21 protein-coding genes are annotated in these 16371 nt (G+C 67.5%); 3 read left to right on the top strand and 18 right to left on the bottom strand.

Going from position 1 to position 16371, the window contains the following annotated elements; translation table 11 throughout:
* Positions 1-3: 3 nt before the first annotated feature.
* From GB880_RS00275 to fabF, 18 genes are all read right to left on the bottom strand, one after another.
* On the bottom strand, positions 4-429 hold the full coding sequence (locus tag GB880_RS00275) for an NlpC/P60 family protein (RefSeq protein ID WP_154491544.1): 426 nt from the start codon (positions 427-429) through the stop codon (positions 4-6).
* Positions 426-1247 (bottom strand): DUF2163 domain-containing protein, encoded by an 822-nt coding sequence (locus GB880_RS00280; protein ID WP_154491541.1) that lies wholly within the window; start codon positions 1245-1247, stop codon positions 426-428. Before GB880_RS00280 ends, GB880_RS00275 begins: the two co-directional genes overlap by 4 nt.
* Positions 1244-1876 (bottom strand): DUF2460 domain-containing protein, encoded by a 633-nt coding sequence (locus tag GB880_RS00285; RefSeq protein ID WP_154491538.1) that lies wholly within the window; start codon positions 1874-1876, stop codon positions 1244-1246. The genes GB880_RS00280 and GB880_RS00285 overlap by 4 nt, the downstream gene beginning before the upstream one ends.
* 3 nt (positions 1877-1879) lie before the next feature.
* A complete protein-coding gene (locus GB880_RS00290) occupies positions 1880-2548 on the bottom strand; it encodes a phage tail tape measure protein (RefSeq protein ID WP_442793767.1) in 669 nt (222 codons plus the stop codon).
* A gap of 18 nt (positions 2549-2566) precedes the next feature.
* Positions 2567-2788 (bottom strand): phage tail assembly chaperone, encoded by a 222-nt coding sequence (locus GB880_RS00295; RefSeq protein ID WP_154491630.1) that lies wholly within the window; start codon positions 2786-2788, stop codon positions 2567-2569.
* Positions 2788-3105, bottom strand: a complete 318-nt coding sequence (locus tag GB880_RS00300; RefSeq protein ID WP_154491535.1) for a gene transfer agent family protein — start codon at positions 3103-3105, stop codon at positions 2788-2790. The genes GB880_RS00295 and GB880_RS00300 overlap by 1 nt, the downstream gene beginning before the upstream one ends.
* Before the next feature lies 1 nt (position 3106).
* The gene (locus GB880_RS00305; RefSeq protein ID WP_154491532.1) at positions 3107-3520 is read right to left on the bottom strand and encodes a phage major tail protein, TP901-1 family; all 414 of its coding nucleotides are present in this window, start codon (positions 3518-3520) and stop codon (positions 3107-3109) included.
* Positions 3521-3532: 12 nt separating this feature from the next.
* Positions 3533-3952: a DUF3168 domain-containing protein gene (locus GB880_RS00310; RefSeq protein ID WP_154491529.1), complete on the bottom strand. Its 420-nt coding sequence runs from the start codon at positions 3950-3952 to the stop codon at positions 3533-3535.
* Positions 3949-4299 (bottom strand): head-tail adaptor protein, encoded by a 351-nt coding sequence (locus GB880_RS00315; RefSeq protein WP_154491627.1) that lies wholly within the window; start codon positions 4297-4299, stop codon positions 3949-3951. Before GB880_RS00315 ends, GB880_RS00310 begins: the two co-directional genes overlap by 4 nt.
* Positions 4296-4913: a head-tail connector protein gene (locus GB880_RS00320; protein ID WP_154550739.1), complete on the bottom strand. Its 618-nt coding sequence runs from the start codon at positions 4911-4913 to the stop codon at positions 4296-4298. Before GB880_RS00320 ends, GB880_RS00315 begins: the two co-directional genes overlap by 4 nt.
* Positions 4914-5049: 136 nt before the next feature.
* A complete protein-coding gene (locus GB880_RS00325) occupies positions 5050-6216 on the bottom strand; it encodes a phage major capsid protein (RefSeq protein ID WP_154491526.1) in 1167 nt (388 codons plus the stop codon).
* Positions 6217-6239: 23 nt separating this feature from the next.
* On the bottom strand, positions 6240-6776 hold the full coding sequence (locus tag GB880_RS00330) for an HK97 family phage prohead protease (protein WP_263467199.1): 537 nt from the start codon (positions 6774-6776) through the stop codon (positions 6240-6242).
* A 1-nt stretch (position 6777) separates the two neighbouring features.
* Positions 6778-7011, bottom strand: a complete 234-nt coding sequence (locus GB880_RS00335) for a GTA head formation protein, RCAP_rcc01685 family (RefSeq protein ID WP_154491523.1) — start codon at positions 7009-7011, stop codon at positions 6778-6780.
* A 1-nt stretch (position 7012) separates the two neighbouring features.
* Positions 7013-8200, bottom strand: coding sequence for a phage portal protein (locus GB880_RS00340; protein ID WP_154491520.1), 1188 nt, complete (start codon positions 8198-8200; stop codon positions 7013-7015).
* Between the two features lie 154 nt (positions 8201-8354).
* Positions 8355-9746: a DNA-packaging protein gene (locus tag GB880_RS00345; protein ID WP_154491517.1), complete on the bottom strand. Its 1392-nt coding sequence runs from the start codon at positions 9744-9746 to the stop codon at positions 8355-8357.
* Complete coding sequence (locus GB880_RS00350; protein ID WP_154491514.1) at positions 9646-10005, bottom strand: permease; 360 nt, start codon at positions 10003-10005, stop codon at positions 9646-9648. The genes GB880_RS00345 and GB880_RS00350 overlap by 101 nt, the downstream gene beginning before the upstream one ends.
* Positions 10006-10264: 259 nt before the next feature.
* A complete protein-coding gene (gene mltG, locus GB880_RS00355; protein WP_154491511.1) occupies positions 10265-11443 on the bottom strand; it encodes an endolytic transglycosylase MltG in 1179 nt (392 codons plus the stop codon).
* Complete coding sequence (gene fabF, locus GB880_RS00360; protein ID WP_154491508.1) at positions 11440-12702, bottom strand: beta-ketoacyl-ACP synthase II; 1263 nt, start codon at positions 12700-12702, stop codon at positions 11440-11442. Before fabF ends, mltG begins: the two co-directional genes overlap by 4 nt.
* Positions 12703-12864: 162 nt before the next feature.
* On the opposite strand from fabF, the gene GB880_RS00365 reads away from it, so the two are divergent.
* From GB880_RS00365 to GB880_RS00375, 3 genes are all read left to right on the top strand, one after another.
* Positions 12865-14025, top strand: a complete 1161-nt coding sequence (locus GB880_RS00365) for a toxic anion resistance protein (RefSeq protein WP_154491505.1) — start codon at positions 12865-12867, stop codon at positions 14023-14025.
* Positions 14022-15062 carry a DUF2927 domain-containing protein gene (locus GB880_RS00370; RefSeq protein WP_263467200.1) on the top strand — a complete coding sequence of 347 codons (1041 nt, stop codon included), beginning with the start codon at positions 14022-14024 and terminating at the stop codon, positions 15060-15062. Before GB880_RS00365 ends, GB880_RS00370 begins: the two co-directional genes overlap by 4 nt.
* 95 nt (positions 15063-15157) lie before the next feature.
* Complete coding sequence (locus GB880_RS00375; RefSeq protein WP_263467201.1) at positions 15158-16366, top strand: SPFH domain-containing protein; 1209 nt, start codon at positions 15158-15160, stop codon at positions 16364-16366.
* Positions 16367-16371: the final 5 nt, after the last annotated feature.

A 16371-nucleotide genomic window follows, 5' to 3' on the forward strand; every position in this document is an offset into this window, starting at 1 on the left:
TTGCTACACTGACGGGAATCGAAAGCGCCCGGCGATGCGGGCGCGCCAGGGATCCGACAGCGGGCTTTCCACCACCCCATGCCGGTCATAGGCATGGACAAAGCTGGCCCGGCTGCCGGTTTGCGCCAGAATTCCCATATGCTTGGCGATTGCGCCGGTGCGCATGCGGAACACCAGCACATCGCCCGGCGCCTCACCTTCCGCAGGCACCAGAAAGCGCGCGGCGCCGCGCAACAGCAGCTCCTCGTCGCCCTGTTCGCCCCAATCGGCGGTATAGGGCGGCAGGCCCTGCGGTTCCGGCCCGCACAGTTCCCGCCACACCCCGCGCACCAGGCCCAGACAATCCGTGCCTGCACCGCGCGTCGAGGCCTGGTGCACATAGGGTGTTCCGATCCAGCCGCGCGCCAGTTCGACCACGCGCGCCGTCATCGGTTCACCTGCGGCGCCATTAGCCAATCTTCGGGCGGCAAGTGCGGAAAACCACGAAAGTTCAGGTAATTCTGAAACTTCATCCGACAGGTTTGCGCCCGCTTGTCGCAACCCGCGATCAAACGCACCCGATCACCAGCGGCGGGCGCAACACCCAGACCCGCCCACAGTACCAGCCGGCGCCTACCCCCGGGCAAGGGTTCGTCCGACCGGACCATCGCCTTCAACCCGGCCGCAGCACCGGACAGGATCGTGATCTGCCCGTCCTTGAACCAGCCGGCGTCATGTCCCGGGACCGAGGCCAGTACCAGTGTCTGATCCTGTGTCAATTGCTGGATCACGCCGTGGGCCGAATAACCCTCTCGCCCGGTGTCGAAGCCGCATTGGCCGTCGCCCAGCGCCGCCGAGCAGCGGCTGTGATACACCCTGCCCTGCGCACGGTTCAGCGGTTCGGACAGGCCGCGCAGTTCGGCGCGAAATGCGCCGTTGCTGTGGGTGATTTCACCCAACTGGCCACGAAAGACCAGGCGCCGCTGGGCCGGGCGTGTCCAGTCCACCTCCCACAGCCGGACATCGGCGCCATCCCAGCGACCGGCCAGCAGATCGGTTTCGGTAATCGCGGCATCCGACAGCGCGCCAATCGCCTCGCTGTTGTCCACCGACAGACCCAACCCCTGCACCACAGCCCTCGCCGTCAACCCGCTTTCAGGCCGAAAGGTGATGCCTTCAAAATTCAGCACCTGGTCGTGGTCGGTAAAGCCCAGCACCATTCCGTCCTGACGCGCGATGGCCCATGCCCTTGCGAGATGCTCGCTCATGCCCGCACCTCGATCACCGGAATCTGGGGCAGATCGCCGGCCTGGAAGGAGGCCACCGAAACGGCGATGCGGTCGGTGTCGAACCGCACCGGGACGTCGAACTCGAATCCGGCCGTGACGACGCCACCAGGCTCGGGCGGCGCGGCAAAGGTGATGATGCCCGTCGCAGTATCAACCTGGAAATCCAGCCCGTCGCGCAGTTCGACATTGCCGACCCCTGCCAGAACCGTGCCCTGCACGGGTTTTTTCACCGGCCGCCAGTAGCGCGCAGGCCCCGAGGCATAGGCCTTGCGCAACGCGAACTGCTTGCGCACACCGTCGCCCGTGCCAAGCACCTGGTCCTGGAACGTCGGGTTCGCGCTGGGGGTGGACGATTTGAAGTCTGCCCAATCCTTCCAGCGGAAACCGTGCAACTGGCCTGCGCGGGCCTCGAAAAAGGCGATCAGCACCGCCACGTCATCCAGCGACCGCAGCCCCAGACCGGCATCATAGCGGCGCCGGGAATGGGCCCAGGGGGTGCTGCGCTCTTCGTGCCCGTTCATCAGCGCAACGATCTCGGTGCGCCGTTCGGGGCCGCCGACGCAGCCAAAGGACAGGTTCGCCGGAAACCTGATTTCGTGAAAGCCCATGGATCACCCGTTTCTTTCGCCACGCGCCAGCAGCCGGCTCAATTGCGCCGCCATCTGGCTCTGGCTGCGCTGGAACCCCGCGACATCCGGGGTGGAAATGTTGAAGGTCACGTTGACCGGCCGCGTGCCACTGCCCGCCGCGGCCACGCCCAATCGCCCGTCAGCGCCCCGTCGCAACGGCATGATCGCCTCGGGCCCCGCCTCGCCCATCAGCCCGGTGGCGCCGCGCATGGGGAAATAGGTGGGCTGGCTGACCACGCCGCCCTTGGCAAACGGCATCACCCGCCCTTGCGCAAAGGCCCCGCCATTCGCAAAGGGCAGGATGCCCGACATCATCCCGTTCACCCCCTGCGCCATCGCCCCCGCCAGCGCCTGCTGGATCGGGCGCATGGCCACGGCAAAGGCGCTGTCGGCCATGCTGCGCGCCACGCCCTTCAGCGCATCGCTCAGCTTCATGCCGTCAAAGACCAGCCCCTCGAAGGCCCGCCGCAGCCCCGTGCCGATGCCCGAAGTCAGACTGGTGACCTCGCGATTGGTGAACAGCATGGCATCGCGCAGACGCGACAACTCGGCCTCGAAGGCCGCCGTCACGCGCGCGCCCTGGTCGAATCCCTGCGCCAGATTGCCTTGGCCATCCTCGTCCGACCGGTCAAACCCGTTCCTGTCCGTCACGACAACGCCCCTTTTCGCTTAGGTTGAATTATGTCCCGGCCGGTCCGGGTAACGCGCCGCCAGTTCGGCAAGCCGGTCGCGGGTCATCACCCCGCCGCCGCCCGGATCGATGCCCAGCATCAGCGACAATTCGGCCGGCGTCAGCGCCCAGAACTGCGCAGGCGTCAGGCCCAGACCGCCCAGACGCGGCGGCCCGATCCCCACGCGCAGCAGGCCGGGCCAGTCCAGCCCGCCGCGCATCATGTCCCCTCGATCCGGAATGCCCGCGCCAGCAGCAGTGCCGCGGCCTGCGCCGCCGCCACCGGCCCGCCGCGCAGGTCCGATCCCATCAACCGCGCCATGTCCCCCGTCCAGCCGCAGGCACGTAGCCCCGCCAACAGCACGGCGGCCACATCCCGGCTGGAAAACCGGCCGCTCTCGAACCGCTCGACCAGCGCGACCATGCTTTCCGCGCCAAGCTCGGTTTCAAGTTCGACCAGCGCGCCCAGTGTCAGCCGCGCCTGATGCGGCTGATCGTCCAGCCACAGCTGCACCTCGCCCTGAAACGGATTGGCCATCTCAGTGCGCAACGAAGCTGATCGCGCCGGCACTGGCCATCGAAATTTCATAAGTTGCCTCGCCATTATAACTGCCTGCATACTCGAGCGAGGTGATCTGGAACGGCCCCTCGACCGTCCCGAAATCGGGGATCACCACCTGAAAGCGCGGCACCTCGCCATCAAAGAACACCTGACGCGCGCGCTCGTCGGTGGTGCCGTCGCGAAACACCCCCGACCCCGAAATCGAGGCCGAGCGCACCCCCGCGCCCCCCAGCAATTCGCGCCAGCGCCCCTGGCTTTCGATGCTGGTCACATCGACCGTTTCCGCATTGAACCCCAGCCGGGTCGCCCGCAAACCAGCGATGGTCTCGAACTGGCCGTCGCCGGTCATGTCCATCTTGATAAGCAGATCGCGTCCGTTCTGAACCGCCATGTCCCTGTCTCCTCAACCCAGATCAATGCGGGCGCGAAAGGTCAGATCGACCCGCCGGCCCGTGCCATTTCCCGTCCGGCGCGCCTTGGCGCGCAGAAACCACATTCCGACCAGTCGCCCCTGGGCCAGTGCGATGTCGGCCCCGTCCAGGGCATCCGACACCGCGGCGGCCGCCGCCTTCAGCGCGTGAAAGCCGCTGCTGTCGCTGCCCTCGCTCAGCACCGAAACGACGAATTCATGCACTGCGCCGCCGGCTGTGATGTCGCCGGCATCGCGCACCTCTTCGGGGCCCAGCGAGACATAGGGGCCCGGCGGCGCCTGCACGGGCATGGCGTCATAGATCGCATCACCCACCAATGCGGACAGTTCAGTGTCGCCGCACAGGCGTTCATAGACCGCAGCCTGCAGGGCCACCGTCGCGGCATAGCTCATGACAACATCTCCTCTTTCGCCAGGCAAAGCAGCCAGCGACCAGCCGGATCGGCCTCAGCCACGGCTTCGATGCGAAAACAGCGGGCGCGGCTGTCGCTGCCGGTGCGAAAGCGTTGACCTGGCCGCGGTCGGCGCGGATCGCCGGGCGGCGCCGCGCGCACGGTGATGCGCCAGGCCACCACGCTTTGCGCGCCCACCTCATCGGCGCGCTCGCCAGCGGTGCCGGCGTGCAACTCGGCCCAGTGCCGCGCCAACGCCCGCCAGACCATGGCATAGCCGCCCATGCCATCGGGGGCGCGCTGTGCCGCTTCCAGCATCAGCGGCACCCGCAGGCGCGGCGCCCTCATGCCCGGCCGCGCGATGGCCCGCGCCCCCCCAGCATCCGCACCGACCGCCAGCGTTCGATCAGCGCGCTCACGCCAAACGGCAGCGCCGATTGGCTGCCCTCGAAACTCCGGTCCTCGTGATAACGGGTCGCCAGCAGCATCACCGCCTGCGCCAGATCGGCCGGCACCGCCTCCCAGGCCGCACCGAAACCCGCAGTAAAGGTTATCGTCACAAATCCCGCTTCGGGCACCGCGGGCAACCATGCCGTGCGCGGCACCAGCAAGGGCCGCTGCATATCGGGCACCAGCCGCCAGCTTGCTGCATCCAGCGCCCGGACACCCCCAGCGCCGTCGTCGATCTCGACAGTTTCCACTGCCGTCACCGGCGCCAGCGGCAGAGGCTGCGCGGTCGGATCGCGCCAATCCTCCAGCCGCAGGCGAAAGCGCCGCGACAGCAGAACCTTGCCGGTGCGCGCCTCGACCGTGGCGATGGAGGCGCGCAGAAACCCGGCCAGGGCGGCCGTTTCCGCGGCATCCTCGGCCATGTCAAATCCGCTCGCCAGCCGCAAATGCTCTCGCAGCCCGGCGACCGGCAGCGCCCCCACTGCGGGCGCCGTCAATTCCACAAGCATCATTCCTGAACCTCCGGTCCGTCCACCGACGCTGCCCTTTGGAAAATCCGGGGATCGCGCGTGCCCGCCCTTGCGCGTGCGGACAGCAGCTTGCCGGTCGGGCGGACAATGGCCGCGCGATCCCCGCCTCGGCCGTGGATCAGCCGAAGACCATCAGCTTGATGGCACGTGCGTCGGTCACGCCGCCGCCCACGCGCTTGGTGGCATAGAACAGCACATGCGGCTTGGCCGAATAGGGATCACGCAGCACGCGCAGGTCCGGACGTTCGACGATGGTATAGCCCGAGCGGAAGTCACCAAAGGCGATCGCGGCCGAGCCATTGGCAATGTCGGGCATGTCCTCGCACAGCAGCACCGGATAGCCCAGCAGCTGCGGCGGCTGCCCCATGGCCAGCGAATCGGTCCACAGGAAGCGGCCGTCGGTGTCGCGCATCTTGCGCACCGCCGCTGCCGTCTTGGAATTCATCACGAAGCTGGCGTTGGCCCGATATTGCGCGCCCAGCGCATAGACCAGGTCGATCAGCGCATTGGCCGGGTTGGTGGCGGCGAAATCGCCGGTTGCGCCCGAGGCGATGGTGCCGATCTGCACATTCGTGGCCGCGGCATTGGCGGCACGCGGGTGGGTCAGGAAGCCCTTGGGCTTGTTCACGCCGTCGCCGTTGATGAAGGCAGTGGCCTCGGCGCGGATGAAACGGTCGGCGATGCGGCCCGCCAGCCAGGTTTCCACGTCGAAGGCCGCATCGTCCAGCAGGCGCTGGCTGGCCTTGGGCATCGCCGACAGCTCATGCACGGGAATGACCACGCGCTGCACCGTGGGGGTCGCCGTCTCGGCCTGGTTGGCGGCTTCGGTCGACCAGCCGCTGGCAATGTCGCCCATGTCCACCAGCATCTCGAAGGTGGCCGATTCGACCGTGACGACATTGGCGATCTTGCGCAGCGAGGCCATGCCGTTCAGCGCCTCTTGCACCTGCATGGCGACCGTGGGCGCAGCCAGGAAACCGCCGTCCGAGGTAGAGGTCATCGCCTTGCCTTCCAGCGGCAGACCGCGCAGCGCCGAATCGTCGCCGTGGCGGATATAGGCGTCGAACGCCTTCTGATGCGGCGCGGCCGCATCGGCCTCGACCGACAGGGGGACGCGGGCGCGGGAAATGGTCTTGCGGTCCAGCAGGGTCATGCGGTCTTCCTGTGCTTGCAGTTGCTTCTGAATATCGGCGCGGAAAGATTTGAGTTCGTTTACGAAACCCATCATCTCGGCCCCCAGGTCGCCGGGCATGTCCGCCCCGGCCGCGGCTTTCACCTCGGTCATGGTCCTCTCCGTTACGGTGAAACTCACTCGGCGCGCAGCGCCTGCGTCGCGGCCCGGAAGGCCGCCGCCAGCTCCAGCACCGTGTCGGATTTGCGTCCGACCTTGGCCTCGGCCAGCATGGGGAAGGTCACCAGCGACACCTCCCACAATTCCACTTCGCTCAGCAGCCTGCGGCCCTTGGCGTCGCGCTCGGCGGCAATGGTGCGATAGCCGATGGACAGCCCGTCGATGGCGCCCGCCGCGATCAACGCCGCCGCCTCGCGCGCCTGGGCGACGTCGGGCAGCAACCGGCCCTTGACCCACAGGCCCTTGTCATCCTCGCGGATCTCGTCCCAGACGCCGATGGGCCGCGCCGGGTCGTGCTGCCACAGCATGCGCACCTTGTCGCCGCGGGCGGCCAGACGTTTCAGGCTGGCATCATAGGCGCCGCGCAGCACGATGTCGCCGCCCTGGTCGGTCACGCCGAACAGGCTGGCATAGCCTTCGATCTGCGTGCCGTCCGAGACCAGCGCCGCGCCGGCCGCGTATTTCAGCTCCAGCCCGTGAATGGTTGAAGTCACCTCATCCTCCTTTTGGCGTAAAGGTCAGGATCGACTGCACCGCCTGGGTCAGGATCACCGCGACGACGCCATAGACGGTCATCCACAGCCGACGCTCCAGCCCCTCGATCAGCCCCTCGATCCGTTCAAGCCGGCGTTCCACCTGGCCGAACTGCAGCGCCATGATCCGCTCCTGCGTGTCGAAGCGCTGGTCGTGCCAGGCAAAGGGCTCCTTGACGAAGCGCGAGCCCTCCATCTCAGTCCTCCGCGGCCAGCGGCGGCAGGCCCAGCGCCTGCCGCTTTTCGGCCTGGGTCAGGAAATCCGCCTGGGCGATGCGCTGCCATTGCTGATCGCGCTCTTCGGCCAGGGCCGGCACCTGATCGGGATCGGCCCGCAGATCGATTTCCGTGCCAAGATGTTCACTCAGCCACCAGGCCACCGCGCTGGCCACGCGCGACACCAGCGGCAACACCGTCAACCGATAGAAGGCCCGGTGCGCCTCGGCGTAATTGGCATAGGTCGCCTCGCCGGGGATACCCATCAGCATCGGCGGCACACCGAAGGCCTGGGCGATTTCGCGCGCGGCGGCCAGCTTGGTCTGGTGGAACTCCATGTCGCTGGGGCTGAAACCCATCGGCTTCCAGTCCAGCCCGCCCTCCAGCAGCATCGGCCGACCGGCGTTGCGCGCACCCTGATGGTTCAGCTCGATTTCGCTGACCAGGCGATCATACTGGTCGGGCGACAGGCTGCCCTGGCCGTCCGCGCCCTTGTAGACGATCGCGCCCGAGGGCCGGGCGGCGTTGTCCAGCAACGCCTTGGACCAGGCCGAGGCGCTGTTGTGGACATCGATCGCCACCGCCGCCGCCTGCATCGGTGACAACCCATAGTGATCGTCCAGCGGGTGAAAACTGCGGATGTGACAGATCGGGTCGGGGCTGCCGGCCATGTCGAAGCGGAACTTGCGCCCGCCCACGGCGTATTCGTAGGCAATCGGCCAGCCATCCGGACCGGGAACCACCGCCATCCGATCCGATCGCAGCACATGCAGTTCGGCCGGCAGGCGCCGGGCGCCTTCGCCCACCGCCTCGAGATAGCCGTTCCCGCTCAGCAGGATCTGGCCGAACAGCGCCTCGAACAACTCGGCCCGGCCCTGGCCGGGATTGGGGCGGCGCAGCAGATCCAGCACCGGATGCACGTCATAGCGCCGGTCGCGGTCCTGGCAGATCAGCGGCACGGCGGCAGCGGCCTCGGCGATCAGGCGCACGGCGCGAAAACCGACCGGGTTGGCGACAAAGCCGCTGCGCGTCAGCGAAGCGGGGTCGCGCGCCGACCACACGACCCGTCCCGAACCGGCGGCCAGCGCGACCACCTTGCCGGTGGCGCTGGCCTTCTGTTCGCTTGCGGGGGCAGGCGTGCCGGCCCGCCCGAACCACGGAAATGCCATAGGTTCCTCCTAAAATTTCAAGGAAAAGGGACGCCCGATGCGCCCGCTTGCGGACCCCAGGGCCCATGTTTGCATCAAGGCGGCGGCAGCGCCCCGGGGGGCACGCCGGCCCGCCCCCATCGAAGGGGCGGCCCGGCGGGGGGCGGATCGCCCCCTAAAGCCCCCGCACCGAAGGCCGCAGATGCTGCGCCGCCGGCGCGATCATCAGTTCGTGCAGCGCCCAGACCAGCGCATCCAGCCGGTCGGGCGAGCCCTTGCCGTCATAACCGGCCACGGTCATGCGGCACATCTGATCCTCGAGCAGGCCGAGGCCACGCAGGTGATGGATGCGCCCCTGTTCGTAAAGTGCGGCAACAGGTTCGGCCCTGAGCCCCTTGCCGCGCCCAGCCCGCAGCGGCCGGAACGGCACCAGCGGATCGATCTGGCGGATCACGCTTTCGATCAGATCGCCGCCCTGGTTCACCTCGGCCACAAGACGCTCGGCCCCGTGGCGATGCATGGCGGCGATGGCGGCGCGCGCCCAATCGGTGGGGCTGCCCCGGACCGACGCGTCCTCAAGCACATAGGCGCGCCAGTCGGTCACCGGACCGTCGCTGACCACGCCCGCGACAATGATCCCGCATTCGTCCGATGCCGCGCCGGCGGTCACCGCCGGGTCCACCGCCACCACGATCCGCGACAACCGCGGCGGCGCATCGACCCGGCAGCGTTCGAGCATCGCCGTGCTCCACAACGCACCCTCGACATCCTCGAGCAGCAGGCCTTGCAACTCTTGCCGGCCCAGTCGGGTGCCGGCATAGCGCGCCTCGACCTCGGTCAGGAAGCTTTCCGCCAGATAGGCGCGGTTGGCGTCGGTCGGCGCATGGGTGGTCACGGTCGAGGCATTGCCCAGAATCCGCTTGAGCACGCCGACATTGCGCGGGGTGGTGGTGACCACCTGCTGGGGATGTTCGCCCAGGCGCAGCGCGAATTGCAGCATGTCCCAAGTGTCCTCGGCCTTCTTCCACTTGGCCAGTTCGTCCACCCAGGCCGCGTCGAACTGCGGACCGCGCAAGGCTTCGGGCTCATGGGCCGAAAACACCTGCGCGGTGGCGCCGTTGGGCCAGACCAGCCGCCGCCGACCCGCCTCCCATTGCGGGCGGCGGTCCGGGGGCGAACAGGCCAGAATGCCGGATTCGCCAAAGACCATGACATCGCGCGCCTGGTCGAAGGTCTCGCTGACCAGCGCCACGCGATGGGCGCGGCCCGGCATCTCGGGGCCAGCGCCCTCGACCTGGGCGCGCACCCATTCGGCGCCGGCGCGCGTCTTGCCCGCGCCGCGCCCGCCCATGATGACCCAGGTTTTCCAGTCCCCCGCAGGCGGCAGCTGATGCGGCAGCGCCCAGAACTCGAACAGCCATGGCAGCGCGGCCAAGGCATTGTCGCTGAGCCCGCCCAGGAACGCGTCAACCTCCTCCGGCTCGGCGCAGGCAAGCCAGGCGGCGCCCGATCTCGTCTCGTGCCGCGACAAGGTCGAGTGCGCCTGCACCGACCTGTCCGGCAGCATCCTTGCGAAGCTTGTCAACCTTGCTCCTTTCCTCCAGCACCAACTGGGCGGCGTCCCGCAGGGCGCGCACCAGCTTGCCGGATTCCTTCAGTTCGTCGGTATTGCCTGCCTCGATCTTGCGACGCAGGCGGTCCAGGTCCGCGGCATAGGACCGGAACAGCCCGTCCGCGATGTCCAGCACGCTCGTGTCCGGCGCTGCATCGCCGGGCATGAATGGTCCTTCCGGCGGTTCGCACCCCGGGTCGAAACTGATCGTCATTCGCTTGTTGCCCTGCCCTCGTGTGTCTGTCCGCACGAGCGAGACATGAAAAAAGCGGCCTCAGGTCCGACGACCTGGCCGCTTGCCCACCTCTCCCAGCATGTAAACTTTCTACCCCAGGGCGTTCGCAGAGTCAACGCAAAACCAATGGTTGCGAAGGGATTGCTTAATCATCCTGCATTATCAATGACTTGCCAGACGCAACACCCCGGCGCGCGCTGATGCAACGGGGCGGGAATCGCCCCGTTGCGCGCCCTCTTCAGTCGCCCTGAACCGGCGACAACGGCTGACCGCGCTGTCTTTCGATCTCGCGCCAGCGGGCCACGTTGCGATTGTGTTCATCAAGCGTGCGGGCGAATGCGTGCCCGCCCGAACCATCGGCCACAAAGAACACGTATTGCGTATCCTCGGGGTTCAGCGCCGCCTCGATCGCGGCCTTGCCGGGATTGGCGATCGGCGTCGGCGGCAGGCCGTCGATCTGATAGGTGTTGTAAGGTGTGCGACGGCGCAATTCGCTGGCGCGGATGCCGCGATCAAGCACCCCCTGACCGTTGGTGATGCCATAGATCACCGTCGGATCGGTTTCCAGCCGCATGCCCTGGCGCAAGCGGTTGACAAAGACGCTGGCGACGACGCGCCTTTCGTCCGGCACTGCCGTCTCCTTCTCGATGATCGACGCCATGATCAGCGCTTCCTCGGGTGTCTGATAGGGCAGACCGGGCGCGCGTCGTTCCCAGGCATCGGCAAGGATTCGCGACTGGCGCTGGCTCATTTCCTCCAGCAGCTTGGCGCGCTCGGCGCCGCGGGTCACGTCATAGGTGTCGGGGGCAAGGCTGCCTTCGGGCGGCACGGCGCGCACATCGCCGGCCAGGAAACCGGCCTGGCGCAACCCCTCGACCACCTGCCAGCTGGTCACCCCTTCGGCGATCAGGATGCGCAGCCGGGCGTCGGGCTTCTGCTCGGCGGCGGCTATCGCCTCAGGCGCGGGTTCCTTGGCGGGATCGTATTTCGCCTGTTCGGCAAAAACCCCGGTCTGCGGGTCCAGATCGCGCAGGATGACCGAGTTTTCACGCACACCCACGCGGAACACCACCTCGGTGCCGCAGGTGCTGGGACCGCCTGCCGTGATCGCCTTGACCACATCGGCCATGCTGGCGCCGGGCGGCATCAGATAGGATCCGTATTTCAGGTCGCGCGCCTTGCCGGCGTAATCGGCGCCGGCGCGAAAGATATAGGCATTGGACACCACGCCCTGCTCGGCCAGCTGTTCGCTGACCGCGCTCAGGCTGGCGCCAGGTGCCACCCGCACGCAGGCCGCCACCGTCGCCGGGCCGGGGGCGTTGTATTGATGCTTGGCCCAAGCAATCGCCGCCGCTGCCGCCACCAGCAACACCACCAGCAGCGTCAGGAAATTCGAGGCGATGTGGCGCCAGATCATTCCTGCACGCGTCCCATCACCAGACTGGCATTGGTGCCGCCAAAGCCGAAGCTGTTGGAAAGCACGTAATCCACCCTGCGCCGCACGGCGGCATTTGCAGCCAGGTCGATCACGGTTTCGCGGGCGGGATTATCCAGGTTGATCGTCGGCGGGCAGATCTGGTCACGAATGGCCAGGATGCAGAAGATCGCCTCCACCGCGCCGGCCGCGCCCAGCAGGTGGCCGATGCTGGATTTGGTCGAGGACATGACCACATTCGCCCCCGCATCGCCCAGCAGATGTTCGACAGCGCCCAGCTCGATCACGTCCGCCATGGTCGAGGTGCCATGCGCGTTGATGTAATCCAGCCGCGAAGGCTCCAGCCCGGCGCGCGCCAAGGCGTTGGTCATGCTGCGGAAACCACCGTCGCCGTCCTCGCTGGGGGCGGTGATGTGATAAGCGTCGCCCGACAGGCCATAGCCCAGGATCTCGGCATAGATGCGGGCGCCACGGGCGCGGGCGTGCTCGTATTCCTCCAGCACCACGACGCCGGCGCCCTCGCCCATGACGAAACCGTCGCGGTCCTGGTCCCAGGGGCGGCTGGCGGCCTTGGGATCGTTCTCGCGCTTGGTCGACAGCGCCTTGCAGGCATTGAAACCCGCGACGCCGATTTCGCAGATCGGGCTTTCCGTGCCGCCCGCGACCATCACATCCGCATCGCCCAGCATGATCAGCCGCGCCGCGTCGCCGATGGCATGGGCGCCGGTGGAACAGGCCGTCACCACCGCATGGTTCGGCCCCTTGAAGCCGAAGCGGATCGACACTTGTCCCGAAACCAGGTTGATGAGCGCGCCGGGAATGAAAAAGGGCGACACGCGCTTGGGCCCGCGTTCCTTGATCATCACCGCCGTTTCCGCGATCGAGGCAAGCCCGCCGATGCCCGAACCGATCAGCACACCAGTCCGCTGGCGCTCGGTCTCGGTTCGGGGCTGCCAACCGGAATCGGCAACGGCCTGACTTGCGGCCGCCATACCATACAGGATGAAATCATCGACCTTGCGGCGATCCTTGGGTTCCATCCAGTCATCCGGGTTGAAACTGCCGTCGCTGCCGTTGCCAAAGGGAATCTCGCAGGCATAGCGCGTGGCAACCTCGGCCGGGTCAAAACGGGTGATCGGTCCGGCGCCGGATTCGCCGGCCAGAAGTCTCGTCCAGGTCGCATCGACCCCCGAGGCCAGCGGTGTGACCATCCCCAGACCGGTGACGACAACTCTGCGCATGCGCGGGCTCCATTTCACAAGGCTCAATCGGGCAGGTTCTACACGCCCCCCGGCGGTCGCGCAACGCCAAGCGATCCGGTCGGATCCTGCGCAGCGGCGCGTTGATCTTGGCGACAAACACCCTATTCTTTCCGAAAAGACCATGGAGCAAGGATCCTTCGGATGACCACCCAGACTCAGGCCAGTGCCCAGGCTGCCTTGGACGAAATCCAGTCCGTCACCTCGGTCATCCTGCCCGAACCACCCGCGGCAACGCCCAGCCTGGAACAGGCTGACCCCGCCATCGCGCAGGAAATCCGCAAACGCATGGACGAGGTGGATATCCGCGATTCCGGCTCGATCGTGCATTTCGGCGCGCGGGCGCAGAACGAATTGCAGGAAATCAGCCAGGCGATGCTGGCCGACGTCAAGAACAAGGATGTCGGCCCCGCCGGGGAATCACTGCGCGAGATCGTGACCGCCATCCGCGGCTTTTCGGTCAGCGAACTGGACGTGCGGCGCGAACGCAGCTGGTGGGAAAGGCTGCTGGGCCGCAGCGCCCCCTTTGCCAAGTTCGTCGCCAATTACGAAAAGGTCCAGTCGCAGATCGACCGCATCACCTCGGAACTGGACCAGCACCAGCACCGCCTGCTCAAGGATATCAAGTCGCTGGACCTGCTTTATGATCGCACGCTGCGCTTTTACGACGAGCTTGCGCTCTATATCGCTGCCGGCGAGGCCAAGCTGGCGCAGATCGACCGCGAGGATATCCCCGCCCGCGAAGCGGCGATGAATGCCGCGCCCGAAGAGGCCAAGGTGATGGCGGCGCAGGAATTGCGCGATCTGCGCGCGGCCCGCGACGATCTGGAACGGCGCGTGCACGACCTGAAGCTGACGCGGCAGGTGACGATGCAGTCTCTGCCCTCGATCCGTCTGGTGCAGGAAAACGACAAGTCTCTGGTCACCAAGATCAATTCGACCCTGGTCAACACCGTGCCGCTTTGGGAAACCCAGCTGGCACAAGCCGTGACCATCCAGCGCGGGGCCGAGGCCGCCCGCGCCGTGAAAGAGGCCAACGACCTGACCAACGACCTTCTGACAGCCAACGCGCGCAACCTGCGCCAGGCCAATGCCCAGATCCGCACCCAGATGGAACGCGGCGTGTTCGACATCGAGGCGGTGCGCACCGCCAATGCCGAGCTGATCGCCACCATCGAGGACAGCCTGCGCATCGCTGACGAAGGCCGCACCCGTCGCGCCGCCGCCGAAGAAGATCTGACCGCGATGGAGCAGGAACTGCGCAAGACCCTTGCCGCCGCCAGCGCCCCCAAGACGCAGGCGTGACCGCCGTGCCCAGCCTGTCCCGCCGCCTTGCCCTGCCGCTCGGCCTGTGCATCGCCGCCGTGCTGGCGGGTTGCGCGCCCAGTCCGGCGCCGCAGGCTCCGCCACCGCCCAGGGTCGAGGCGCCGCCGCCCCCGGCCCGCCCCGATCCGGCGGTCGTCGATCAGGCGGCGTTGCGCCGCGACCGGGCGCAGGCAGCCCGTCTCGCGGCGGCCGCCGCCCGCGACGCCGCCAATTCACCCGCCAGCCGCAACATGCGCGACTACCTCTCCGGCGTCGAACAACGGCTGATCGCGCAAGGACGCCTGCGCACCGACGACGGCCGCGATATCGCGCTGAGCCCGGAAAAGCTGACCGATGATTTCATCGAGGTCGCCCTTTACGATGAATACAGCCGCAGTGGCGACAGGCTGGTGGCGCGTGCGGCCCCCGCACCCATGCGCCGCTGGCAACAGCCGGTGGCGATCCGGCTCGAATTCGGCGATTCGGTCAGCCCCGCCCAGCGCAGCCGCGACCGGGCCGAGGTCGCCGACTATGCCGCACGGCTGCAACGGGTCAGCGGCCATCCGGTGGCCCTGACCGGGGCCAGCGGCAATTTCACCGTGCTGATCGTGAACGAGGATGAACGCCGCCAGATCGCGCCGAGGCTGACGGCGCTGATCCCCGGCCTGCCCCCGGGCGACATTGCGGCCTTGCGCGATCTGGCCCCGCAGATCCATTGCACGGTCTTTGCCTATTCCGAAGGCAACTCGCCGGTCTATGCCCGTGCCGTTGCCCTGATCCGCGAGGAATTGCCGCCCCGCCTGCGCCGGTCCTGCTTTCACGAGGAACTGGCCCAGGGGCTGGGGCTGGCCAATGACAGCCCGCGGGTGCGCCCTTCGATCTTCAACGATGACGAGGAATTCGCCCTGCTGACCCGGCATGACGAACTGCTGCTGAAGATCCTTTACGATCCGCGCCTGCGTCCCGGCATGACCGAGGCCGAGGCTCGCCCCATCGTCCTGCAGATCGCGCGCGAACTGCTGGCCACGGAAACCTGAACACACGCAGCCGGCGCGGCGCGGCGGGGCTTGACGCCCGGCCCCGACCGCGCGCTATCCTGCCGGCGACAGACGCAGCGCAGGGGGCGGCAGCCATGGGCATCTTCGACATTCTGGGCGGCGAGTTCATCGACATCATCGAATGGACCGACGACAGCCGCGACACCATGGTCTATCGCTTCCCCACCGTCGGACGGGCGATCAAATACGGCGCCAAGCTGACCGTGCGCGAAGGCCAGGCGGCGGTGTTCATTCACGAAGGCCAGCTTGCCGATGTGTTTGCCCCCGGCCTTTACATGCTGGAAACCAACAACCTGCCGATCCTGACCCGGTTGCAGCATTGGGACCACGGCTTTCGCAGCCCGTTCAAGTCGGAAATCTATTTCGTCAACACCACCCGGTTCAACGACCTGAAATGGGGCACCCGCAACCCGGTGATCGCCCGCGATCCCGAATTCGGCCCGGTGCGGCTGCGCGCCTTTGGCACCTATTCGATGCGGGTGACCGATCCCGGCCGCTTCATGACCGAAATCGTCGGAACCGACGGCGAATTCACCCGCGACGAGATCAGCTTTCAGCTGCGCAACATCATCGTGCAGGAATTTTCCCGCATGATCGCCGCCTCGGGGATTCCGGTGCTGGACATGGCGGCCAACACCGACCAGTTCGGCCAGATGATCGCCCGCGCCATCAGCCCGACGGTGGCGGCCTACGGCCTAACCATTCCGGAATTCTACATTGAAAACATCAGCCTGCCCGACGAGGTTGAAAAAGTTCTCGACAAGCGAACCTCGATGGGGATTGTCGGCGATCTGAACCGCTTTGGCCAGTATGCGGCGTCCGAGGCGATGCTGAACGCCTCGCAGCAGGCGGGCGGCATGGGCGCGGGGCTGGGCGCGGGCATCGGCGCCGGCATGGGGGCCGGTATGGGCGCGGGGCTGGGCGCGGGCATCGGCGCCGGCATGGGGGCCGGTATGGGCGCGGGCATGGCTGCGGGCATGGGTGGCGCGCTGGCCGGGCGCGGCCCCTGGGGGGCGGTGCCGCAGGCCGGGGCCGGCGCGCCGCCGGCACCACCGCCGCTGCCCTCGGAAACCCTGTGGCACATTGCCGTCAACGGCGAGGCGCAGGGCCCCTATGGCCGCGCCCATCTGGGCCGGCTGGTGCGTGAAGGCGGCTTTGCCCGCGACACGCTGGTCTGGGCGCCCGGCCAGGACGGCTGGAAGCGGGCCGAGGACATCGCCGAGCTGGCGCAGCTGTTCACGGTCGCGCCGCCGCCGCCACCGCCCGTGCCACCGCGGGGTTGACCGGC

Source organism: Paracoccus sp. SMMA_5_TC (genome assembly GCF_009696685.2).
In the GTDB taxonomy this organism is placed as follows: Bacteria; Pseudomonadota; Alphaproteobacteria; order Rhodobacterales; family Rhodobacteraceae; genus Paracoccus.

Coding starts and splice junctions, on each gene's coding strand:
- GB880_RS00275 (WP_154491544.1), bottom strand. CDS start 429: ATGACGGCGCGCGTGGTCGAACTGGCGCGCGGCTGGATCGGAACACCC.
- GB880_RS00280 (WP_154491541.1), bottom strand. CDS start 1,247: ATGAGCGAGCATCTCGCAAGGGCATGGGCCATCGCGCGTCAGGACGGA.
- GB880_RS00285 (WP_154491538.1), bottom strand. CDS start 1,876: ATGGGCTTTCACGAAATCAGGTTTCCGGCGAACCTGTCCTTTGGCTGC.
- GB880_RS00295 (WP_154491630.1), bottom strand. CDS start 2,788: ATGCGCGGCGGGCTGGACTGGCCCGGCCTGCTGCGCGTGGGGATCGGG.
- GB880_RS00300 (WP_154491535.1), bottom strand. CDS start 3,105: ATGGCCAATCCGTTTCAGGGCGAGGTGCAGCTGTGGCTGGACGATCAG.
- GB880_RS00305 (WP_154491532.1), bottom strand. CDS start 3,520: ATGGCGGTTCAGAACGGACGCGATCTGCTTATCAAGATGGACATGACC.
- GB880_RS00310 (WP_154491529.1), bottom strand. CDS start 3,952: ATGAGCTATGCCGCGACGGTGGCCCTGCAGGCTGCGGTCTATGAACGC.
- GB880_RS00315 (WP_154491627.1), bottom strand. CDS start 4,299: ATGAGGGCGCCGCGCCTGCGGGTGCCGCTGATGCTGGAAGCGGCACAG.
- GB880_RS00320 (WP_154550739.1), bottom strand. CDS start 4,913: ATGATGCTTGTGGAATTGACGGCGCCCGCAGTGGGGGCGCTGCCGGTC.
- GB880_RS00325 (WP_154491526.1), bottom strand. CDS start 6,216: ATGACCGAGGTGAAAGCCGCGGCCGGGGCGGACATGCCCGGCGACCTG.
- GB880_RS00335 (WP_154491523.1), bottom strand. CDS start 7,011: ATGGAGGGCTCGCGCTTCGTCAAGGAGCCCTTTGCCTGGCACGACCAG.
- GB880_RS00340 (WP_154491520.1), bottom strand. CDS start 8,200: ATGGCATTTCCGTGGTTCGGGCGGGCCGGCACGCCTGCCCCCGCAAGC.
- GB880_RS00345 (WP_154491517.1), bottom strand. CDS start 9,746: ATGCTGCCGGACAGGTCGGTGCAGGCGCACTCGACCTTGTCGCGGCAC.
- GB880_RS00350 (WP_154491514.1), bottom strand. CDS start 10,005: ATGACGATCAGTTTCGACCCGGGGTGCGAACCGCCGGAAGGACCATTC.
- mltG (WP_154491511.1), bottom strand. CDS start 11,443: ATGATCTGGCGCCACATCGCCTCGAATTTCCTGACGCTGCTGGTGGTG.
- fabF (WP_154491508.1), bottom strand. CDS start 12,702: ATGCGCAGAGTTGTCGTCACCGGTCTGGGGATGGTCACACCGCTGGCC.
- GB880_RS00365 (WP_154491505.1), top strand. CDS start 12,865: ATGACCACCCAGACTCAGGCCAGTGCCCAGGCTGCCTTGGACGAAATC.
- GB880_RS00375 (WP_263467201.1), top strand. CDS start 15,158: ATGGGCATCTTCGACATTCTGGGCGGCGAGTTCATCGACATCATCGAA.